Origin of the sequence: Streptomyces calvus, from assembly GCF_006782915.1 — a bacterium.
In the GTDB taxonomy this organism is placed as follows: domain Bacteria; phylum Actinomycetota; class Actinomycetes; order Streptomycetales; family Streptomycetaceae; genus Streptomyces; species Streptomyces calvus.
This window is the reverse complement of sequence record NZ_VCNP01000043.1, coordinates 1-20475: the sequence shown is the minus strand read 5'-3', so window position 1 is coordinate 20475 and position 20475 is coordinate 1. Positions and strand designations below refer to the sequence as shown.

Genomic DNA, 20475 nt, shown 5'->3' with positions numbered 1-20475 from the left:
GCACCCGCGCCATCCGAAACGTTTTCGATAGTCGGATTAAGGTCTACACCACGTGAGTGGACTAGACCTCTTGTGGGTGGCCGGGCCACACTGTTCCCGTGAGACATGTCATCGCCCTCGATGTGGGCGGCACCGGGATGAAGGCCGCCCTGGTCGGGGCGGACGGCGAGCTGCTGCACCGCGCCCGCCGGGCCACCGGCCGCGAGCGCGGCCCGGACGCGGTGGTCGCCGACATCCTCGTCTTCGCCCGCGACCTGCGCGCCCACGGCATCGACCGGTACGGCGAACCGGCGTCCGCCGCCGGCGTCGCCGTCCCCGGGATCGTCGACGAGGCCGACGGCGTCGCCGTCTACGCGGCCAACCTCGGCTGGCGGGACGTCCCGCTGCGCGCTCTGCTCGCCGAACGGCTCGGCGGCATCCCCGTCGCCCTCGGCCACGACGTGCGCGCCGGCGGGCTCGCCGAGGGCCGCATCGGCGCGGGCCGGGGCGCCGACCGGTTCCTGTTCGTGCCGCTGGGCACCGGCATCGCGGGCGCCATCGGCATCGACGGCCGGGTCGAGGCGGGCGCGCACGGCTTCGCGGGCGAGATCGGCCACATCGTCGTACGGCCCGGCGGCGCCCCCTGCCCGTGCGGTCAGCGCGGCTGCCTGGAGCGGTTCGCGTCCGCCTCGGCGGTGAGCGAGGCGTGGGCCGCGGCCTGCGGCGACCCCGGCGCGGACGCCGCCGACTGTGCCAAGGCCGTCGCGTCCGGTGACGCACGCGCCATCGAGGTGTGGCAGGAGGCGGTCGACGCCCTGGCCGACGGGCTGGTCACCGCGCTCACCCTGCTGGACCCGCGCACGCTGATCATCGGTGGCGGGCTCGCCGAGGCGGGGGAAACCTTGTTCACACCGCTGCGGGAGGCCGTCCGGCGGCGGGTCACCTTCCAGAAGCTGCCGTCCCTGGTCCCCGCCGCGCTCGGGGACACCGCCGGATGCCTGGGCGCGGGACTCCTCGCCTGGGACCTGATCGATCCCACCGACCCCTCGGAGGTAACCACCTGATGGCCCCCACCACGGTTCTCACCGGTGCCCGGGTGGTCCTGCCCACCGGGACCGTGACCGACGGCCGCGTGATCGTCGAGGGCACGCGGATCGCCGCCACGGCCCCCGAGCACGCCGAAACGCTCGACGCGTCCGGCCACTGGCTGGTCCCCGGCTTCGTCGACCTCCACAACCACGGCGGCGGCGGCAGCTCCTTCGCGGGCGGCACCGCCGAGGACATCCTCCACGGCGTGCGCACCCACCGCGCCCACGGCACCACCACAGTGGTCGCCTCCGCCGTCACCGGCGACCTGGACTTCCTCGCCCGGCACGCCGCGATGCTCGCGGAGCTGGCCGAGCAGGGCGACATCGCCGGCATCCACTTCGAGGGCCCGTTCATCTCGCCCTGCCGCAAGGGCGCGCACAACGAGGACCTGCTGCGCGACCCCGACCCGGCCGAGGTCCGCAAGCTGATCGACGCCGCGCACGGCCACGCCAGGATGATGACGCTGGCCACCGAACTGCCGGGCGGCCTGGCCTCCGTGCGGCTGCTCACCGAGCACGGCGTGATCGCGGCCGTCGGCCACACCGACGCCACCTACGAGCAGACGGTGCAGGCCATCGACGCGGGCGCCACCGTCGCCACGCACCTGTTCAACGCGATGCCGCCGCTCGGCCACCGCGCCCCCGGCCCCGTCGCCGCCCTGCTGGAGGACGAGCGGGTCACCGTCGAGCTGATCAACGACGGCACGCACCTGCACCCGGCCTCGCTCCAGCTCGCCTTCCACCGCGCGGGCGCCGCCCGGGTCGCCTTCATCACCGACGCGATGGACGCGGCCGGCTTCGGCGACGGCCGCTACATGCTCGGCCCCATGGAGGTCGAGGTCGCGGACGGTGTGGCCCGGCTGGTGGAGGGCGGCGCGATCGCCGGCTCCACGCTCACCCTGGACCGCGCCTTCCAGCGGGCGGTGACGGTGGACGGGCTGCCCGTGGAGGACGTCGTCGCCGCGATCTCCGCCAACCCGGCGCGGCTGCTCGGCCTGGACGACCGGATCGGCTCGCTGGAGCCCGGCAAGGACGCCGACCTGGTGGTGCTGGACGAGGACTTCACCCTCAAGGGCGTCATGCGCCGCGGGGAATGGGTGGTCGATCCCCAACTGGGCTGATCCGTCCCGTGCCCGGCGGACGGCAGCCGGTCCGAGGGGTGGGCCGACCGCCGTCCGTTTGGCATGATCGTGACCCCGCGGCACACGGCGAGCGCAGACAAAAGGGGAGGTCGGCCCGGTGATCCTCACGGTGACGCTGAACACCGCTCTCGACATCACCTATCGCGTGCCGTCCCTGCGGCCGGGCGGCTCCCACCGGGTGTCCGAGGTGACGGAACGCCCCGGCGGCAAGGGCGTCAACGTGGCCCGTGTCCTCGCCGCCCTCGGCCACGAGGTGACGGTCACCGGCTTCACCGGCGGCACGACCGGCCGGATCCTGCGGGACCGGCTCACCGAGGTGCCGGGCCTGGTGGACGCGCTGGTCCCGATATCGGGCACCACCCGGCGCACCGTCGCCGTGGTCGACGAGCGCTCCGGCGGCACCACCCAGCTCAACGAGCCCGGTCCGACCGTCAGCCACGCCGAGTGGTCCGCCTTCCAGGAGGTCTACGAGGACCTGCTGGCGTCCGTGACGGCGGTGGCCCTGTGCGGCAGCCTGCCGCCGGGCGTCCCGGTGGGCGCCTACGCCGGGCTGGTCCGCACCGCGCGTGCGGCCGGGGTGCCGGTGCTGCTGGACACCAGCGGGGCGGCGCTGCGCCGTGGGGTGGCCGGGCGGCCCGACGTCATCAAGCCGAACGCCGACGAACTGGCCGAACTGACCGGGTTCCACGAGCCGTTGCGCGCCACCCAGGACGCCCGTCGGCGCGGGGCCCGCGCGGTGGTCGCCTCACTGGGCGCGGAGGGCCTGCTCGCGGTGACCCCGGAGGGCCGCTGGCGCGCGGCCCCGCCGGCCCGCCTGCGCGGCAACCCGACCGGCGCCGGCGACTCGGCCGTCGCGGGCCTGCTGTCGGCGCTGACGGATCACCGCCCCTGGCCCGACCGCCTGACCCGCGCGGTCGCCCTGTCCACGGCAACGGTCGTCTCCCCGACGGCCGGCGAGTTCGACCACGACACGTACGAGGAGCTGCTGGCCAAGGTCACGGTGACCCGGGAAGCGAACGCGGCCTAGCGACCTGGGCCGGACAGGCCTCAGGCGCCCGTTTCCGCTTCGAGCCAGAACCGGTCGAGGACGGCGTTGCACTGGTTGCCCTCGTTGCAGGCCAGCTCGATGGTGTTGGTGCCGTCGGTCAGGTTGACGTTGGCCCAGGTGGTCTTCCAGCCCTTTTCCCAGTCGCCCTTGGGCGTGCCGCCGAAGTTCTGCATGTTCAGCGGACGGGTCTCGGCCTTGCCGTTGACCACGACGGTGGCGTTGGCGTCCTCGCCCGGGGTGCCGTAGCCCACGTAGAGCCGGTAGGTGCCTTCCTTGACACCGTTGACAGTCCAGGTGACCTTCGCGCCGACCTTGTTGAAGCCCGCCACGTAGACGCCGCCGTCGGCCTTGGCGCCCTTGATGTCGGAGGCCGTCACCGCGCCGCCGTCCAGGCGGAGTGCCTTCGCGTCGATCGTCGGCAGCTTCACCTCCTCGCCCTCGCCGTCGCTCGCGGACGAGCTGGGCTCGGAGGTGTCCTGGGACTGGGTCGGCGTCGGGCCCGCCTGGTTGTCGCCGTTGTCCTCGTCGTCGCCGCCGATCATGGCGACGGAGATGCCGATCACGACCGCCGCGACCACCGCGATGGCGCCGATGAGCAGGCCCTTGGTGTTCGGGCCGCGGCCCCGGCCGCCGCCGCGTCCGCCGCTGTGACCGGGCTGGTGCGACTGGACGGTGGTGGCGCCGCCGGGCAGCGTCTCCGGGGCGGCGTAGTGCGCGCTCGGCTGGCCGTAGACACCCTGCTGCTGCGGCGCCTGCGGAGCGGGCCCCGCCTGGCCGTACTGACGGGACCCGACCGGCCGCACCCGGTTGACCGAGTTCGGGTAGCCGTAGCCACCGGACGGCGGCTGGGCCCCGTTGGCCTGCCCGTCGGCGTAGAGGTAACCGAACGGGTCGTCGTCCTCGGGCGTGCTCGCGCCGTTGTTGCCGGGCGTCATCCCTTGGTGCTCCTAGCTGCGGATCGGGTGCGGTACGAGTGGTGAGATGGCGAGCCTACCCGCTTCCCGTCCCCCGATTGGGTGACGCAGACCGCATCAACTCGCTGACCTGCGGTTCATCCCGCGCGTCTGTGCTGTTTGGGACGAGATCGTTTCTCGACGTACATCCGCTCGTCGGCGGACTTCAGCACTTCGTCCGCCGTCATTCCGCAGTGCGCCCACCCGATGCCGAAGCTGGCGCCGACCCGGACGGCCCGTCCCTCGGCACGGATGGGCTGGATGATCTCGTTGCGCAGCCGGACGGCGAGGTCCTGGGCGTCGGCCCGGCCGAGCCCGTCGGCGAGGATCACGAACTCGTCGCCGCCGAGCCGGGCGACGGTGTCGCCGTCGCGGACGCCGTTGCTGAGCCGGCGGGCGACCTCGATGAGCACCGCGTCGCCCGCGTTGTGCCCGAACCGGTCGTTGATCGACTTGAAGCCGTCGAGGTCGCAGAAGAGCACCGCGAGCCCTTTGGTGCCGTCGTCGTAGTCCGCGGCGGGCGCGACGGTGTGCACGTGGTGGTCGTAGCCGTCGAAGCCCTCGCTGCCGGGCGGGAAGTCGAAGTCGTGGCCCCGGTCGAAGGCGGCCGAGCCGTAGGCGGCGTCCTGGGAGTCGAAGGACTCGTAGGGGGCCATGGAGTCGACGGCGGCGGGCAGCGCGCCGTGCGGCGGCTGCCGGCACAGCCGGGCGGACAGCCGGGCGCGCAGCTCGGCGGAGTTCGGCAGTCCGGTGAGCGAGTCGTGCGAGGCGCGGTGGGCGAGCTGGAGCTCGCGGCGCTTGCGCTCCTCGATGTCCTCGACGTGGGTGAGGAGGAAGCGGGGGCCGTCGGCGGCGTCGGCGACGACGGAGTTGCGCAGGCTGACCCAGACGTAGCTGCCGTCGCGGCGGCCCAGGCGCAGCTCGGCCCGGCCGCCCTCGGCGGAGGTGCGGAGCAGGGTGCCTATGTCCTCGGGGTGGACCAGGTCGGAGAAGGAGTAGCGGCGCATCGCGGAGGCGGGGCGGCCGAGCAGCCGGCACAGGGCGTCGTTGGTGCGCAGGATCCGGCCGTGCTGGTCGCCGCCCATCTCGGCGATGGCCATGCCGGAGGGGGCGTACTCGAAGGCCTGCCGGAAGCTCTCCTCGCTGGCCCGCAGCGCCTGCTGCTCGCGCTCCAGGCGGACCAGGGCGCGCTGCATGTTGGAGCGCAGCCGGGCGTTGCTGATCGCGATGGCGGCCTGGAAGGCGTACATCTGGAGGGCCTCGCGGCCCCAGGCGCCGGGCCGCCGGCCGTTGCGCGGGCGGTCCACGGAGAGCACGCCGACCAGTTCGCCGGAGGTGCCGCCGCCCTGCGGGCCGGGTGCGTACATCGGGGCGAAGAGGCGGTCGGAGGGGTGCCACTCGTCCTCGAAGCGCGGCGCGGGCCCGTCGGTGTACCACTGCGGGACGTCGTCGTCGTCGAGGACCCAGCCCTCGGTGTGCGGTATGAAGACCAGGTCGCCCCAGCGTTCGCCCATGTGCAGGCGCCGGTCCCAGGAGTCGCGGGAGCCGACGCGGCCGGTGATGAGGGCCTCGGCCGCGGTGTTGCCGGCCAGGGCGGCGACCACCAGGTCACCGTCGGGGCGTACGAGGTTGACGCAGGCCAGCTCGTACCCGAGGGCGCCCACGACGCCGTCGGCGACCGTCTGCAACGTGTCCGCAAGGCTGCGGGCCGTGTTCATGTCGGCCATGGCCCGGTGCAGTTGTCGCAGCGACGCAAGACGGACGTAGGGTTCCGACTCGGTCTCCATCCTCGCCCTCCCCCCGAGACCTCGCAGCGAATCAAGGGTTCTCTTCGGCGTATCGTCCCAGCAGCTTCCCCGCCACTGAATCACAGCGCGCTGCCCACTCGGTACACAGGGTCAACAATTACTGCCCCTTGTGACTCAAGTCACAGGCAAACGTGAACAATTGCGGGATCTTTCCGCGGTTCTCCCCTGCCTTTGCCGAACGCTTTTTTGTGAAGGTTGTGCGCGACCCGTGCCCGGGTCGGGCGCTGGTCCTAGGTCCCGCATCGGGCCGGGGCCCGATGCGGTGGCCGCGGAGCGGAGATTAGCGTTTCCGGTGTGCCGAACACTCCACCCGCCCCGTCAGCGATCACCGTTCCGTCCGCCGCCCGGCATGCTGAGGGGGTGAGCAACGACGAGTTCCGCGCCGCGATGTCCCGTCTGGCCGCCGGCGTGGTCCTGGTGACCGCACAGGAGCCGCCGCTGGACCCGGACGACCCCGGGGCGCCGGCCGGCGAGGACGTCGGCATGACCGCGACCGCGTTCCTGTCGGTCTCCCTGGACCCGCCGCTGGTGCTGGTCAGCCTGCGCACCGGCGCCCGCATGGACGAACTGCTGGACGAACAGCCGCTGTGGGCGGTCTCCGTGCTCTCCGAGAGCCAGCGGCACATCGCGGGCCGCTTCGCGATGCGGGGCCGGGTCAGCGACCGGCTGCTGTTCGCCGACATCCCGTACACCCGCGGCGAGTACAGCGGGGCGCCGCTGGTGGGCGGCGCGCTGGCGACCCTGGAGTGCCGCACCGAACAGCGGGTGCCGGCCGGGGACCACACCCTGGTGATCGGCCGCGTGCTGACCGCCCGCGTACCGAGCGCGGAAGGCGGTCCGCTCACGTATTTCCGGGGCCGTTACCGCCAGTTGGGCTGAACATCCCGCGGACTTTGCCGCCGGGCCCGAAATCCCTTTTACGCGCGGTGATTTCCGCGCTTAGGGTGCCCGGATGACGACGACGACCACGACTGTGCGACTCGAAGAGATCACCTCGAAGAACCTCGACGCCGCCCTCGGCATACGGGTCCGCCCCGACCAGGAATTCGCGGTCGCGCCGGTGGTGAAGTCCCTCGCCGAGGCGTACGTCCACCGCGACGCCGCCTGGCCCCGCCTGATCATGGACGGCGACCGCGCGGTCGGCTTCCTGATGGCGTTCCTCGACATCGACTGGCACGAGGACGGCGGCAGCGTCGTCCGCTCCGGACTGTGGCGCCTGAACATCGCGGCGGACGAGCAGGGCAAGGGGTACGGACGGTTCGCCGTGGAGGCGGTGGCGGCGGAGCTGCGCCGCCGCGGCACGAAGGAGCTCTACGTCTCCTGGCATCCCGGCGACCACGGCCCCGAGAACTTCTACCTGGGCCTGGGCTTCCGGAAGAACGGCGAGGTCGTCGAGGACGAGACGGTCGGCGTGCTCGACCTGTCCTGAGCGGCCGCCCGCCGCGGATCACCCTCAGTCACGCGCGGGTCATCCCCAGTCGCGCGCGGGTCATCCCCAGTCGCGCGCGGACCGCCCCCGCTTCGTCTCGGAGCGCTGCTTCTTCTCCCGCAGCCGTCGTTCGTTGATGCCGCGCGGGATGCGGGTCGGCCTGCGGGGCTTGGGAGGGGGCGCGGTGGCCTCGGCGAGCAGCGCCGCGAGGCGTACGGCGGCGGTCTCGCGGTTGCGCCACTGCGAACGGTGCTCGGAGGCCCGTACGGTCACCACCCCGTCCGTCAGCCGCCCGGCCAGCCGCTCGAGCGCCCGCTGCTTCCACACCTCGGGCAGCGCCTCGGTGCGGGCGAGGTCGAAGCGCAGCTCGACCTGGGAGTCGCTGGTGTTCACATGCTGTCCGCCGGGCCCGGAGGACCGCGAGAAACGCCACATGAGCTCGGCCTCGGGCAGGAGGACGGAACCGCGGATGGGATAGGGACCGGACATGCCGTACATGTTCCCGCCTCTGACCGGTCCACGTCATCCGAATATCGCGGATCCGGCAACCGGGAACCGCATGCGGAAGCAGAGCCGGAACCCGGAACCGGGACACGAGTAAAGAAAGTAAAGAGACCTGGAACCTCTTGCACCCCTCTCCGCGTTCAATGGAGTAGCTGTAGCTTCTAGCCGTACGTAAACGAGGGAAGGGACTCCCAACAATGGCTGTAAGCCTGTCCAAGGGTGGCAACGTCTCGCTCACCAAGGAGGCTCCGGGCCTGACCGCCGTCACCGTGGGCCTCGGCTGGGACGTCCGCACCACCACCGGCACGGACTTCGACCTCGACGCGTCGGCGATCGCGGTCAACACGCAGGGCAAGGTGTACTCCGACGCCCACTTCGTGTTCTTCAACAACAAGCAGACCCCGGACAACTCCATCGTCCACACCGGTGACAACCGCACCGGTGAGGGCGCCGGCGACGACGAGGCGATCAACGTCAACCTCGCCGCCCTCCCGGCCGACATCGACAAGATCGTCTTCCCGGTGTCGATCTACGACGCCGAGAACCGCTCGCAGAACTTCGGCCAGGTGCGCAACGCCTACATCCGCATCATCAACCAGGCCGGCGGCGCCGAGATCGCCCGCTACGACCTGTCGGAGGACGCCGCCACCGAGACCGCCATGGTCTTCGGCGAGCTGTACCGCAACGGCGCGGAGTGGAAGTTCCGCGCGGTCGGCCAGGGCTACGCCTCGGGCCTGGTGGGCATCGCCCAGGACTTCGGCGTGAACGTCTGACGGACGCCCGCCCGCACACCGGAGCCCCCGGCCGCCGACACACCGGACAGGCCGGGGGCTCCGGCGCGCCCGGCGACACGCACCGGGGCCGCCCACGACGTCACGGCGGGTCCGGTCACGTCGTCAGGCCGGGCCGCCCATGTCGTGACACCCGGAACCGCCCGCGTCGGGTCGGCGGGTCCGCCCGCGTCGTCAGGCCAGGTCGCCCACGTCGTGACACCGGAACCGCCCGCGTCGTCAGACCAGACCGCCCGCGTCGTGACACCCGGGGGCCGCCCGCGTCGTCAGGCCGGGCCGCCCACGTCGGACGCCGGGTCCGGCGGAACGTCCCGGCGTGACACCATCACCCCCGTGCTCGACATCGGCTACGCCCTCTCCAACCGGTTCCCGGACCCCCCGCAGACCGACTACCGCCGCGCGGACGTCCACGCCCTGCGCCACGACCTGTTCTGCGGCGACGTGTACCTCGCCGACACCGAGTCGGACCGCGAGCTGTCCACAGCCTGGGGATGGGTGCCGGTGCTCGACTTCGCGTGGGCGCTGTGCGACATCGTCGAGCGCATCGACCGGGACCCGGCCGGATCCCGCGCCTCCCGCCCCCAGCGGGCGGAGCTGGACTTCACCGAGTCCACCGACCGCCTGCTGTTCGAACGCCGCTTCGGCTGGGTGGACATCGAGGCGGAATGGCTTCCGGCGTCCGAACCCCCGCTGACCTTCCCGCACACCGCACTCCGCCGCGAGGCCCGCGACTTCCTGCACGACCTCATCGCCGACCTGACCGACCTCCACGAGGGCCTCGCCGACAACCCGGCCATCTGGACCCTCCAGGCCCGCTTCCCCCGCACCCCCTGACGGCACCCGGCCGCCACGATGAGAACATCGCTGCCGGAGCGACGACACAGGACCGGCGGCACGAGGACCGGGAACCGGCGCAGGACCGGCGGCACCGGACCGACCGAAGGACCGTGACACGGACCGGCGGCAAAAACCGGCGGCGCAGGACCGGGAACACAGAACCGGCGGAGCAGGACCGGCGGCGCAGGACCAAGGGGGCAGGACGAGTGACGCAGGAGCGTGTGACCTACCGGCTGCACCCCGGGGTGTCACCGACGGCCGTGGTCCGGGACGGACCCCCGGACGCCCTCGGCCCGGCCGTCCGGCTCGTCCCCGACCCCGACCGCCCCGCCCGCGACCGCCTCCGCTCGGCACGCGCCTTCCACCTCCACGCCGAGAACGGCACCCCGCTCGCCCGCGTCGTCACCGAGCAGACCCTCGGCTCACGGCTGAGCGGACGCCCCGCCGTCTACCTGGTCCTCGACCCCTCCGGCGCACCGGTCGGACGCATCGAGCTGCGCCGCCGCCGCGCCTTCCGGCCCGGCCGCACCCGGTGGACCGTGCACCCCGTCACCGGCCCGCACCTCCACGGATACCAGGGCCGCCTGATGTGGTGGGCGCTCTGGTGGCCCCTGGGACTGCCCGTCAGCCTCATATGGCTCGTCACCAGCCTCCTGGGCGAGAGCGACGGCGGCATCCGCCCGCCCCGGCGGATCATCTGGCGCGACACCTCCGGCCGGGCCCACCTGGTCTTCCGCGCCGTGGCCGAGGACTTCCGGCTGCTGACCTCCGCCGTCGACCCCCGACTCGTCAACGCCCTCGTCGCGCTGCACCAGTCCTTCGACCCGTCCGAAGGAGCCGGCGCCGAGGGCTGGTACGAGAGCCCATGACCTCGGACGCCCCCGCCCCGACCCCCCTCACCCCTCCACCCTGATCCCCAGCTCCCCCGCCAGAACCGGCGCCAGATCCAGCAGTTGGGCCGTGCTGATCACCGCACCCGACAGCCGGTCCACCCCGCCCGCGATCTCCAGCGAGGCGGCACCGCGCAGGTCCACGTCCTTCAGCACGGCCCCGGAGAACTCCACACCCTTCACGGCGCAGTCGACGAACTCCACCCGCTCCAGCCGCGCCCCGCCGAAGTCCGGCTCGACCAGCACACAGCCCTCGAAGACCACGTCCTTCAGCCGGGCCCCCCGCAGGTTCAGAAAGTCGATCTTCCCGCCGCGGACCAGCACCCGCTCCAGCACCGCCCCGTGCAACTGCGTCCCGCCCAGACGCGCATCCGTCAGCTCCACGTCACGCCAGGTCGCCTCCGCCAGATCCGTACCCACACCCCGCACACCGGCCCACGACGAGTCCAGCACCCGCGCCCGCGACAACCGCGTCCCGTCCAGCGCGCACCCCCGTAGCGCACAGTCCATGAAACGCGCCCCGCCGCCGTCCTGCCCCGACAGGTCCGCCTCCCGGAACTCCAGCCCGTCGTAGTCCCCGTCCGGCTCCAGCCCACCCCCCTCGAACCACTCCAGCACGGGCAGCCGCACCTCCGGACGCCGCGCCCCCCTCACTCCCGGACCACCCACCGCTCGCCGCACCATGCCCCCATGCTGCACCCCACCACTGACAACCACCCCGACCTGCGGAAACACCCCGCATGTCACATCCCGGAGGCCGCACCGCGTCATACCCCCGGACAGCCGGCCACAGCCCCAGCGGCACCAGCCGGAAGGCGACCCCCACCAAGGGAGACCCAGCAATGCACCGCATCACCGTCATCGGCGGCGGATTCGCCGGACTCACCGCGGCCATCACCGCCGCCGAGGCAGGCGCCAAGGTCACCGTCCACGAGGCCCACCACACCCTCGGCGGCCGCGCCCGCACCGCCGAGGGCCGCTACCGGACCAACGACGGACCCCACGCCCTCTACAACGGCGGCCCGCACTGGACCTGGCTCCGACAGCGCGGCCTCATCGGCCCGCTCGCCCCCCTCCCGCCCCTGGAGGCCGCCCGGCTGCGGCTGCGCCACCGCGGCACACTGCGCCGCACCCCACCCCTCGCCCTGCTGAAGCTGCTGCGCCGAAACGGCACCGAAGCACCCGTCGACACCGACTTCCGCACCTGGGCCACCGGCATCGCCGGCGAGGAAGCCGCACGGGCCGCCGCCCACTACGTCGCCGTCGCCCTCTTCCACCACGACCCCGGCTCCCTCTCCGCCGCCTTCGTACAGGAACGCCTCCGCCGCGCCACCAAGCTCCCCCCGGAAGCCACCTACCCGCGCGGCGGCTGGGGCGGACTCGTCGACCGCATGGCCGCCCGCGCCTGGAACCTCGGCGTACGCATGGAGACCCTGTCCCGCGTCGACACCCTGCCCACCGACACCCCCGTCGTCGTCGCCACCTCACTCGACTCGGCCCGCCGCCTCCTCGACGACCCCACCCTGACCTGGCCCAGCGGCCGCACCGTCCTGATCGACCTCGCCGTACGCCCCCGCCGCGGCGACGCCTTCGCCGTCTCCGACCTCGACGCACCCGGCTGGCTGGAACGGTTCACCGCACAGGACCGCACCCTCGCCCCCACCGGCGAACAACTCATCCAGGGCCAGATCCCCATCGCCCCCCACGAGACCAAGGCCCACGGCGCCGCCCGCGCCGAAGAACTCCTCGACCTGGCCTTCGACGGCTGGCGCGACCGGCTCACCTGGCGACGCGACGCGCTCTCCAACGGCCGCACCGGCGCCGTCGACCTCCCCGGCACCAGCTGGCGCGACCGCCCCGCCATCGACCGCGGCGACGGCGTCTACCTCGCCGGTGACCAGGTCGCCGCACCCGGACTCCTCTCCGAGGTCTCCTTCAACAGCGCCCTCACGGCCGTCTCCCTCGCCCTCGGCCGCCACGAACTTGACCTCAAGTCCGCTTGAGGCCGAACAGTGAACGCCACGACGGGCCACACGGCCCGGCCACACAGCCCACCGGGGGGACCCACCGATGCACGCCGTCCGACTCCACGCCTTCGGCCCGGCCGAGAACCTCACCTACGAAGAGATCGAGGACCCCCGACCCGGCCCGGGCCAGGTCCGCATCGCCGTCCGCGCCGCCGGCGTCCACCTCCTCGACACCGCACTGCGGGAAGGCGTCCAGGGCCCGGCCCCCACCCCGCTCACCCTCCCGACCGTCCCCGGCCGCGAGGTCGCCGGAGTCGTCGACGCACTCGGCGACGGCGCCCCGCCGCACCTGCTCGGCCGCCACGTCGTCACCCACCTCGGATTCACCCCCGGCGGCTACGCCGAACTGGCCGTCACCGACGCCACCCGCCTCCACGAGATCCCCCGCAACCTGGACCACGCCCAAGCCGTCGCCATGATCGGCACCGGCCGCACCGCCATGGGCATCGTGCAGTTCGCCGAACCCGGACCCACCGACACCGTGCTCGTCCCCGCCGCCGCCGGCGGCATCGGCACCCTCCTCGTCCAGTACGCCAGGAACGCCGGCGCCACCGTCATCGGCCTGGCCGGCGGCCCCGCCAAAACCGCACACGTCACCGCCACCGGCGCCCACCTCGCCGTCGACTACACCGACCCCGCCTGGACCGAACGGCTCGACGCACACCGCGGCCGGATCACCGTCGTCTACGACGGCGTGGGCGGCGACATCACCCGCACGGCCCTCGGCCTCCTCGCCACCGACGGCCGCCACATCGTCTTCGGCTGGTCCTCCCAGGGCATCCGCGACACCAGCCGCCCCCACCTCGTCGAAGGCGTCTCCACCAACGTCCTCGGCCCCGCCATGCTGGAAAAGGCCGGCGGCCCCGACCCCCTCCGCACCCTCGAACTCCGCGCCCTCACCGAAGCCGCCGAAGGCCGGCTCACCCCCACCGTGCACCGTTTCCCCCTGGCCGAGGCAGCCGCCGCCCACCGAGCACTGCAGAACCGCAACACCATCGGAAAAGTCGTCCTGGAGCCATGACCGCCCCCACCCCGCTACCGTGCGACACGTGATCGAGATCCCCGCCGAACTCGCCGCCGCCCAGGAGAAGTTCAACAAGGAAGCGGGCCGCGCCTTCATCGCCGCCCTGCCCGACCTCGCCGCCACCTTCCTGGACCGCTGGGAACTGCACGTCACCGGGGCGCCCATGCACGGCGTGAGCGCCCTGGTCCTCCCCGTCGACCGCACGGACGGCACACCCGCCGTACTGAAGCTCCAGATCCGCGACCACGAGAGCGAAGGCGAACCGGTCGCACTGCGCCTGTGGAACGGAGACGGCGCCGTCCGCCTCCTCGACCACGACGAACCCACCGGCACCATGCTCCTGGAACGCCTCGACGCCTCCCGGATGCTCGCCCACCAGCCCGACGTCCACGAAGGCGTCCTGGTCATCGCACGCCTCCTCGCCCACCTCCACACCACCCCCGCACCCCCCGGCATGCGCCACCTGCGCGACATCGCCGCCGCCCTGCTGGAACGGACACCCCGGGCCCTGGAACACATCCCCGACCCGGCCGCCCGCCGCCTCGTCGCCGACTGCGCCGCCGCCGTACGCGAAGTCGCCGACGAACCCGGCGACCGCCTCCTCCACTGGGACCTGCACGACGAGAACGTCCTCGCCGCCGACCGCGCACCCTGGCTCGCCATCGACCCCAAGCCACTGGCCGGCGACCCCGGGTTCGACCTGTGGCCCGCCCTGGCCAACAACTTCGACGCCGACGACATCGGCTGGCGCTTCGACGCCATGACCGACGTCCTCGGCCTCGACCGCGCGCGGGCCCGCGCGTGGACGTACGGGCGGGTGCTGCAGAACTGCCTGTGGGAGATCGAGGACGGCCGCCCGCTGGACGAGGCGGACCTGGAGATCGCCCGCCGCCTGCGCGCCCGCACGGCATGAGAAATCCCGGGCCGGAAACGGTCCGACCCGGGATCCACCGGAGCCCCCTGTCGGATTCGAACCGACGACCTGATCATTACAAGTGACCTGCTCTGGCCGGCTGAGCTAAGGAGGCACGCGCAAAGGCTGGTCCACTGTACACAGAGCCGCTCGTGCCGAGCCACGCACTTGTGGGAGCGCACCGGAGTCGCCCCCGGGCGCTCACCGCCCGTTCACTCCAGCTCGTACGTGAAGGTGTACGGCACCTCCGTCTGCCCGTGCCGGTAGGTGAACCCGCCGCTGCCGCGCAGTCCCGTCAGCTCCCCGGTGCCCGAGCCCTCGACCACCTCGAAGGAGCAGTGCACGCTCCCGTCGGCCTCGAAGCGCCCGCGTTCCTCCAGCACGAAGGTGCCCGGGCGGCCGTCGACCCGGCCGCCGACCAGCTCCGCGCCGGTGAAGGCGCCGGTCGTCCCGGTCAGGTAGGCGATCGCGTAGTCGCAGGTGGTGGACTCGGCCTCGATGCCGCCCGAGAAGGTGTTGGTCACCGTGGCGTGCGCGAGGCGGGGCACGGTGCCCTCCTCGGTGACGGGGTTCTCCTTCCAGTCGGTGAAGGTGAAGTGACCGGTGATCGCGGGCACGGGCGTCCCCTTTCCTTGCGTTTCGTCGCTTGTGTGCGGCACGTCGGGCCGTCGGCGCGGACGGTCCCGCCGCCGACCTGGTCCGGCCATCGTTTCCGCCGTACCTGACACCTCCTGTCAGGTACGCGGGACAATGCCGCGCATGCGCGCCGACCGGCTCCTCGCCCTGCTCCTGCTGCTGCAGAACCGCGGCCGGATGACCGCGCCCGAACTCGCGGCCGAGCTGGAGGTGTCGGTACGCACCGTCTACCGGGACATCGAGGCGCTCGGCGCCTCCGGGGTGCCGGTGCGGGCCGAGCGCGGGCCGGAGGGCGGCTACCGCCTGATGGAGGGCTACCGCACCCGGCTGACCGGGATGACCGACGCCGAGGCCGGTTCGCTGTTCCTGGCCGGACTGCCGGGGCCGGCCCGGGACCTGGGTCTGGGGGCCGTGCTGGCGAGCGCACAGCTGAAGGTGGAGGCCGCCCTGCCGGACGGACCGGCCGGGCAGGCGCGGCGGGTGCGCGAGCGGTTCCACCTGGACGCGCCGGCCTGGTTCCGTGACGCCGATCCGGTGCCGCACCTGGAGACGGTCGCGCGGGCGGTGTGGGAGCAGCGGGTGCTGCGGACCGACTACCGGCGCTGGCGCGGCGAGGTGCGGCGGGAGCTGCGTCCGCTGGGGCTCGTACTGAAGGGCGGCATCTGGTACCTCGCGGCACTCGCGGACGACGCGGTGCGCACCTACCGGGTGGCGCGTTTCCGGTCGGTGACGGAGACCGGTGAGGAGTTCACCCGGCCCGCCGGGTTCGACCTGGCCGCCTACTGGACGGAGTCCTCCCGGCGGCTGGAGGCGGCGCTGCGGCAGGACACCGCCCGGCTGCGGCTCTCGCCGCGCGGCAGGAAGCTGCTGCCGATGCAGTTCGGGGCGGCGGGGGCGCGGGCGCTCGCGGAGGCCGGGCCGCCCGACGCGCAGGGCTGGGTGGAGGTCGAACTGCCCGTGGAGTCCGAGGCGGTGGCGACGGGCGACCTGCTGCGGCTCGGCGTCGAGGCGGAGGTGCTCGCACCGGTCGGACTGCGGCGGGCGGTCGCGGCGGCGGTGGCGGTACTGGCGGACCGGTACGCGTCGGGATCCTGACCGTGCCGACGGCGAGGGGTCGCTCCGCCGTCGAAAGTTTCCGCGAAATTCACAGCCCTGGAACTACTGACAACCAGGTGAACGCCGGGTACCGTCCTGAGCCAGTTCACTCCTGTGGACCACACCACAACGGAACACCCGTCGTGGCACCGCCTTCCTACTCGGATCGTCCGGCACGTTCCTGCCGGTAGAAGGGGACCATTCACCATGGCCACTGTCACGTTCGACAAGGCGACCCGGATCTACCCGGGTTCCACCAAGCCCGCCGTCGACGCCCTGGACATCGAGATCGCGGACGGCGAGTTCCTCGTCCTGGTCGGCCCGTCCGGTTGCGGCAAGTCCACCTCGCTCCGCATGCTCGCGGGGCTCGAGGACGTCAACGGCGGCGCCATCCGCATCGGTGACCGCGACGTCACGCACCTGCCGCCCAAGGACCGGGACATCGCCATGGTGTTCCAGAACTACGCGCTCTACCCGCACATGACGGTCGCCGACAACATGGGCTTCGCGCTCAAGATCGCCGGCGTCAACAAGGCGGAGATCCGGCAGAAGGTCGAGGAGGCCGCGAAGATCCTCGACCTCACCGAGTACCTGGACCGCAAGCCGAAGGCGCTCTCCGGTGGTCAGCGCCAGCGTGTCGCCATGGGCCGCGCCATCGTGCGTGAGCCGCAGGTGTTCCTCATGGACGAGCCGCTGTCCAACCTGGACGCCAAGCTCCGTGTGTCGACGCGTACGCAGATCGCCTCGCTCCAGCGCCGCCTGGGCATCACCACCGTGTACGTCACGCACGACCAGGTGGAGGCCCTCACCATGGGCGACCGCGTCGCGGTCCTCAAGGACGGTCTGCTCCAGCAGGTCGACACGCCGCGCAACATGTACGACAAGCCCGCGAACCTCTTCGTCGCCGGCTTCATCGGCTCCCCGGCCATGAACCTGATCGAGGTGCCGATCGCCGACGGCGGTGTGAAGTTCGGCAACTCGGTGGTGCCGGTGCAGCGTGACGCGCTCTCCGCCACCTCCGACAAGACGGTCACCGTGGGTGTCCGTCCCGAGCACTTCGACGTGGCCGGCGCCGACTCCGACCAGGGTGTCGCGGTCACCGTGAACGTGGTCGAGGAGCTCGGCTCCGACGCCTTCGTCTACGGCACCGCCACCGTCGGCGGCGAGTCGAAGGACCTGGTGGTCCGTGTCGGCGGCCGTGACGTCCCGGAGAAGGGCAGCCAGCTGCACGTCGTGCCGCGCGCGGGTGAGACCCACGTGTTCTCGACGTCGACCGGTGCGCGCCTGTCCGACTGACGCAGTTCTCCGAAGGGGCCCCGCAGATCGCTGCGGGGCCCTTCGCGTTGTCGACAAATACCCCGGCACACCCGGCATTTCGGGCGGCCGCGTCAACATGCCGCGAGGAATTCAGCGTTCCGCGTCCCCCGTAACGGTGACGGAATGTTTTCTCCTCACTACCGGGCGCTACCCTCACTCGCGTGAAGCACTCCACTCCCCCTCAGACGCGACGCGGCCGGGGCCCCGCCCGCCGGATCGGCCGCTCCCTCGCCCTCGTCCTGCCCGTCGTCCTGGTGCTCTCCGGGACCCTCGCCGTCGCCCGGGTCAACTGGTCGGGGACCCCGTCGAGCCCCGTGCTCACCGCGGCGGAGACCACCGCCTCCGGCGCCTCGTCCCGGGCCGCCGCCCGCGCCCCGCACGAGGTGCTGCGCGACGCGCTGCTGGTCGAACTGCAGCAGAAGGACCCGGGTGTGGCGCTCACCCACCTCCAGCAGGCGGTGAACGACCGGCCGTCCCTGGCGAAGCACTGCGCGTCCATCGCCCGCGCCCTCGGCAAGGCCGCGGTCCGCGTCTACGGACCCACCAAGGCCCAGTCCTTCTCGCGCCCGGTCTGCGACACCTCCTTCGCCACGGGCGTCGTCACCGCCGCCCGCTAGACCGTCGTGAGGCGGGCGGGAATGTGACACAACCGCCCGGCCCGCCCCGGCTCCCGGCACCGACCGGGGGCCGTATCCCGCCCGTTCACGCCCGCGGGCTCCCCGCGTCCGCTCCCGGCCGCGGAACCACTCCCCCGCCCTGCGCCGGGCCGCCGCGTAAAGTGCGGGCATGACCGATCCGCGTGCCGCGTCCCGCCCCGTGCAAGCCGTCGTCCTGGCCGGTGGCCAGGGCTCCCGGCTGCGTCCGTACACCGACGACCGGCCCAAGCCGATGGTCGAGATCCCGGGCACGGGAACGCCGATCATCGGCCATCAGCTCTCCTGGCTCGCCGAGGAAGGCGTGACGGACGTGGTGGTCTCCTGCGGCCACCTCGCCGAAGTGCTGCAACAGTGGCTGGAGAGCGCCGATCTGCCCCTCTCCGTCACCACCGTCGTGGAGCCCGAGCCCCTCGGCCGCGGTGGCGGCCTGAAGTTCGCCGCCGCCCGGCTCCCGCACCCGGACCAGCCCTGGTACGCCACCAACGGCGACATCTGGACCCGTTTCTCGCTGCGCGACATGGCGGACTTCCACACCGAGCGGGACGCCGTCGCGACCCTCGCCCTGGCCCGCCCGCGCATCCCGTGGGGTGCGGTGCGCACGGACGGCTTCGGCCACATCACCGACTTCATCGAGGCCCCGCCGTCGACGTTCGAGATCAACGCGGGTGTGTACGTCTTCTCCGCCGGGTTCGCCGCCCTGCTGCCGGAGCGCGGCGACCACGAGCGCACCACGTTCCCGCGGCTGGCGCGCGAGCGGCGGCTGGCCGGGTTCCCGATCCCCCAGGGCTCCTACTGGCGGGCCATCGACACCGCGAAGGACCTGACAGAGGCCGCGAAGGAGCTGGCGGCGCAGAGCCGCTGACGCCTCGTCATCCCGCGCACCCGCCGTGCCCGTCACCGGCGCACGCACACGCGCATCCGCCGTCACCGTGACCAGCGCACCCGCACCTGCCGTCGCGTGACCTGCGCACCCACACACGCACCCACACGCGCCGTCACCGTGACCTGCGCACTCGCACGCGCGCGGGCAGGCGCGCAGGCGCACGCACGTGGGGTCCCGCACGCCGTCCGTGCGGGACCCCACCGTCGTACGCGTGAGGCGTTCCTACCCCAGGAGGCCGCCCACGAGGCCGGGTTCGCCGGAGGAGCCGTCCTCGCTGGGCGTGCCGCTTCCGGAGGCGCCGCCGCCCGTGGTCGGGCCGGAGGTGGTGCTCGGTGCCTGGCCGCCCGGGGAAGACTGCTGGGGCGGGGACTGGCCGGTGCTGCCCTGGGTCTGGCTGGGGGCGCCCGTGACGGCACCGGCGCCCTGGGTCGCCCCGGGTGTGCTGGTGGTGCCGGCGGACGGGCTCGGCGAGCCCGAGGCACCCTGGGTGGGCGAGGTCGAGGCGGACGGGTCGCGCTGTTCCCGACCGTTCTCACCGGACTCCTCCGGGAGCGGGGAGCCGGGCAGTTCGTTGCGCGGGCCCTCGCCGGGGCCGGGGACGACGACGCGGTCGGCGTCGCGGACGGCGCCGCCGAGCAGCGAGCCGACGAGCATGGTGAGCCCGCACACCACCGCGGTCACCAGGGCGCCGCGGCGCAGCACGTGGCGGCGCAGGTCCCACAGGTCGGCGCGGGGGCCGAGGCGGCGCCAGGCGCTGCCCGCGAGGCGGCCGTCGACGGAGTAGACGGGCGCGCCCGCGATGATCAGCGATGACCAGGCGGCGAGGTAGATGATGTCGGGCGTCTCGTAGGCGGGGACGCTCTTCCAGCTGACGGTGACCAGCAGGGCCGCCGAGAGGGCCGCGCCGATGACGGCGGCGAGCCGCTGCCAGCAGCCGAGGACGGTCAGCACGCCGACGACGACCTGGGTGAACGCGATGGCCAGCCCGGATCCGATGGGGTGCTCCAGGGCGAACTGCCGCAGCGGCTCGGCGATGTCCCACGGGTGCAGGGTGTGCAGCCACTTGACCATGGAGCCCCGTTCGCCGCCCTCGAAGTAGAGCGGGTCGCAGAGCTTGCTCATGCCGGCGTAGACGGAGATGCCGCCGAGGAAGACGCGCAGCGGGAGCAGGACGACGCCGAGGTTCATCCGGCGACCGGGGTAGTAGGCGTGCCGGGCCGGGTCGTCGCCGTTGCGCCTGCCGCGCCGGTCGGTGGTCCCGAACTCGTCGTCGGGGTCGTCGTCGTAGCCGCTGTCGTGGGCCGGGGCGTAGGCGGGTTCGTCGTAGGCGCTGCCGGCCGTGCGCATCGGGGGCAGCAGGGGGCCGTCGCCGGGGGGTCGCGGTGCGCCGACGAACGGCGTGTCGAGGGGCTGGGTGGCCTGGTCGTCGTCGTAGCCGTACCCGCCGCCGGTGTG

General features: G+C 72.9%; 21 protein-coding genes and 1 tRNA gene. 15 read left to right on the top strand and 7 right to left on the bottom strand.

Annotation, left to right across the window (positions count from 1 at the left end):
• The first annotated feature begins 98 nt into the window (after positions 1-98).
• The 3 genes from FGW31_RS18955 to FGW31_RS18945 all read left to right on the top strand — a co-directional run bounded on the left by FGW31_RS18955 (position 99) and on the right by FGW31_RS18945 (position 3236).
• Entirely contained in the window at positions 99-1043 is a 945-nt protein-coding gene (locus tag FGW31_RS18955; protein WP_142194632.1) for an ROK family protein, read from the top strand.
• A complete protein-coding gene (gene nagA / locus FGW31_RS18950) occupies positions 1043-2188 on the top strand; it encodes an N-acetylglucosamine-6-phosphate deacetylase (protein WP_142194631.1) in 1146 nt (381 codons plus the stop codon). The genes FGW31_RS18955 and nagA overlap by 1 nt, the downstream gene beginning before the upstream one ends.
• Positions 2189-2306: 118 nt before the next feature.
• Positions 2307-3236: a 1-phosphofructokinase family hexose kinase gene (locus FGW31_RS18945; protein WP_142194630.1), complete on the top strand. Its 930-nt coding sequence runs from the start codon at positions 2307-2309 to the stop codon at positions 3234-3236.
• 20 nt (positions 3237-3256) lie between these two features.
• Here the strand turns inward: FGW31_RS18945 and FGW31_RS18940 are convergent, their stop codons facing one another.
• Both FGW31_RS18940 and cdgB read right to left on the bottom strand, forming a co-directional pair.
• Positions 3257-4192, bottom strand: coding sequence for a carbohydrate-binding protein (locus tag FGW31_RS18940; RefSeq protein ID WP_142194629.1), 936 nt, complete (start codon positions 4190-4192; stop codon positions 3257-3259).
• Between the two features lie 116 nt (positions 4193-4308).
• Positions 4309-5997: a diguanylate cyclase CdgB gene (gene cdgB / locus FGW31_RS18935; protein WP_142194628.1), complete on the bottom strand. Its 1689-nt coding sequence runs from the start codon at positions 5995-5997 to the stop codon at positions 4309-4311.
• Between the two features lie 315 nt (positions 5998-6312).
• Here cdgB and FGW31_RS18930 point away from each other — a divergent pair, with 315 nt between their 5' ends.
• Positions 6313-6897 carry a flavin reductase family protein gene (locus FGW31_RS18930; protein WP_182675112.1) on the top strand — a complete coding sequence of 195 codons (585 nt, stop codon included), beginning with the start codon at positions 6313-6315 and terminating at the stop codon, positions 6895-6897.
• 73 nt (positions 6898-6970) lie between these two features.
• Positions 6971-7447: a GNAT family N-acetyltransferase gene (locus FGW31_RS18925; protein ID WP_142194627.1), complete on the top strand. Its 477-nt coding sequence runs from the start codon at positions 6971-6973 to the stop codon at positions 7445-7447.
• Positions 7448-7507: 60 nt separating this feature from the next.
• On the opposite strand, the gene arfB is transcribed toward FGW31_RS18925, so the two are convergent.
• The gene (arfB, locus tag FGW31_RS18920; protein WP_142194626.1) at positions 7508-7945 is read right to left on the bottom strand and encodes an alternative ribosome rescue aminoacyl-tRNA hydrolase ArfB; all 438 of its coding nucleotides are present in this window, start codon (positions 7943-7945) and stop codon (positions 7508-7510) included.
• 203 nt (positions 7946-8148) lie between these two features.
• Here arfB and FGW31_RS18915 point away from each other — a divergent pair, with 203 nt between their 5' ends.
• The 3 genes from FGW31_RS18915 (at position 8149) to FGW31_RS18905 (ending at position 10448) form a co-directional block, all read left to right on the top strand.
• Positions 8149-8724 (top strand): TerD family protein, encoded by a 576-nt coding sequence (locus FGW31_RS18915; protein ID WP_142194625.1) that lies wholly within the window; start codon positions 8149-8151, stop codon positions 8722-8724.
• A gap of 351 nt (positions 8725-9075) precedes the next feature.
• Positions 9076-9576 (top strand): hypothetical protein, encoded by a 501-nt coding sequence (locus FGW31_RS18910; RefSeq protein WP_142194624.1) that lies wholly within the window; start codon positions 9076-9078, stop codon positions 9574-9576.
• A gap of 209 nt (positions 9577-9785) precedes the next feature.
• Complete coding sequence (locus FGW31_RS18905) at positions 9786-10448, top strand: hypothetical protein (RefSeq protein WP_142194623.1); 663 nt, start codon at positions 9786-9788, stop codon at positions 10446-10448.
• 27 nt (positions 10449-10475) lie between these two features.
• Here the strand turns inward: FGW31_RS18905 and FGW31_RS18900 are convergent, their stop codons facing one another.
• Positions 10476-11153 (bottom strand): pentapeptide repeat-containing protein, encoded by a 678-nt coding sequence (locus FGW31_RS18900; RefSeq protein ID WP_233452519.1) that lies wholly within the window; start codon positions 11151-11153, stop codon positions 10476-10478.
• A 158-nt stretch (positions 11154-11311) separates the two neighbouring features.
• On the opposite strand from FGW31_RS18900, the gene FGW31_RS18895 reads away from it, so the two are divergent.
• The 3 genes from FGW31_RS18895 (at position 11312) to FGW31_RS18885 (ending at position 14433) form a co-directional block, all read left to right on the top strand.
• The gene (locus FGW31_RS18895; RefSeq protein WP_142194621.1) at positions 11312-12472 is read left to right on the top strand and encodes an NAD(P)-binding protein; all 1161 of its coding nucleotides are present in this window, start codon (positions 11312-11314) and stop codon (positions 12470-12472) included.
• A gap of 67 nt (positions 12473-12539) precedes the next feature.
• On the top strand, positions 12540-13517 hold the full coding sequence (locus FGW31_RS18890) for a zinc-binding dehydrogenase (RefSeq protein ID WP_142194620.1): 978 nt from the start codon (positions 12540-12542) through the stop codon (positions 13515-13517).
• Positions 13518-13536: 19 nt separating this feature from the next.
• Positions 13537-14433: an aminoglycoside phosphotransferase family protein gene (locus FGW31_RS18885; protein WP_142194619.1), complete on the top strand. Its 897-nt coding sequence runs from the start codon at positions 13537-13539 to the stop codon at positions 14431-14433.
• 41 nt (positions 14434-14474) lie between these two features.
• Here the strand turns inward: FGW31_RS18885 and FGW31_RS18880 are convergent.
• Both FGW31_RS18880 and FGW31_RS18875 read right to left on the bottom strand, forming a co-directional pair.
• Positions 14475-14548: transfer RNA gene (locus FGW31_RS18880), tRNA-Thr, on the bottom strand.
• Between the two features lie 97 nt (positions 14549-14645).
• Positions 14646-15050, bottom strand: coding sequence for a DUF3224 domain-containing protein (locus FGW31_RS18875; protein ID WP_233288602.1), 405 nt, complete (start codon positions 15048-15050; stop codon positions 14646-14648).
• 142 nt (positions 15051-15192) lie between these two features.
• On the opposite strand from FGW31_RS18875, the gene FGW31_RS18870 reads away from it, so the two are divergent.
• From FGW31_RS18870 to FGW31_RS18855, 4 genes are all read left to right on the top strand, one after another.
• Positions 15193-16164: a helix-turn-helix transcriptional regulator gene (locus tag FGW31_RS18870; RefSeq protein ID WP_182675108.1), complete on the top strand. Its 972-nt coding sequence runs from the start codon at positions 15193-15195 to the stop codon at positions 16162-16164.
• Between the two features lie 207 nt (positions 16165-16371).
• Positions 16372-17460 carry an ABC transporter ATP-binding protein gene (locus FGW31_RS18865; RefSeq protein WP_142194616.1) on the top strand — a complete coding sequence of 363 codons (1089 nt, stop codon included), beginning with the start codon at positions 16372-16374 and terminating at the stop codon, positions 17458-17460.
• Positions 17461-17642: 182 nt separating this feature from the next.
• On the top strand, positions 17643-18098 hold the full coding sequence (locus FGW31_RS18860; protein WP_142194615.1) for a hypothetical protein: 456 nt from the start codon (positions 17643-17645) through the stop codon (positions 18096-18098).
• Between the two features lie 169 nt (positions 18099-18267).
• On the top strand, positions 18268-18999 hold the full coding sequence (locus FGW31_RS18855; protein ID WP_142194614.1) for a nucleotidyltransferase family protein: 732 nt from the start codon (positions 18268-18270) through the stop codon (positions 18997-18999).
• Positions 19000-19242: 243 nt separating this feature from the next.
• Here the strand turns inward: FGW31_RS18855 and FGW31_RS18850 are convergent.
• The coding region (locus FGW31_RS18850; RefSeq protein WP_142194613.1) for a DoxX family membrane protein at positions 19243-20475 on the bottom strand (1233 nt) is incomplete at its 5' end.

Bases quoted from the DNA above. Each gene is read 5' to 3' on its own strand.
- nagA (WP_142194631.1), top strand. From the start codon at position 1,043: ATGGCCCCCACCACGGTTCTCACCGGTGCCCGGGTGGTCCTGCCCACC.
- FGW31_RS18940 (WP_142194629.1), bottom strand. From the start codon at position 4,192: ATGACGCCCGGCAACAACGGCGCGAGCACGCCCGAGGACGACGACCCG.
- cdgB (WP_142194628.1), bottom strand. From the start codon at position 5,997: ATGGAGACCGAGTCGGAACCCTACGTCCGTCTTGCGTCGCTGCGACAA.
- FGW31_RS18925 (WP_142194627.1), top strand. From the start codon at position 6,971: ATGACGACGACGACCACGACTGTGCGACTCGAAGAGATCACCTCGAAG.
- arfB (WP_142194626.1), bottom strand. From the start codon at position 7,945: ATGTACGGCATGTCCGGTCCCTATCCCATCCGCGGTTCCGTCCTCCTG.
- FGW31_RS18915 (WP_142194625.1), top strand. From the start codon at position 8,149: ATGGCTGTAAGCCTGTCCAAGGGTGGCAACGTCTCGCTCACCAAGGAG.
- FGW31_RS18900 (WP_233452519.1), bottom strand. From the start codon at position 11,153: ATGGTGCGGCGAGCGGTGGGTGGTCCGGGAGTGAGGGGGGCGCGGCGT.
- FGW31_RS18895 (WP_142194621.1), top strand. From the start codon at position 11,312: ATGCACCGCATCACCGTCATCGGCGGCGGATTCGCCGGACTCACCGCG.
- FGW31_RS18890 (WP_142194620.1), top strand. From the start codon at position 12,540: ATGCACGCCGTCCGACTCCACGCCTTCGGCCCGGCCGAGAACCTCACC.
- FGW31_RS18870 (WP_182675108.1), top strand. From the start codon at position 15,193: ATGCGCGCCGACCGGCTCCTCGCCCTGCTCCTGCTGCTGCAGAACCGC.
- FGW31_RS18865 (WP_142194616.1), top strand. From the start codon at position 16,372: ATGGCCACTGTCACGTTCGACAAGGCGACCCGGATCTACCCGGGTTCC.
- FGW31_RS18855 (WP_142194614.1), top strand. From the start codon at position 18,268: ATGACCGATCCGCGTGCCGCGTCCCGCCCCGTGCAAGCCGTCGTCCTG.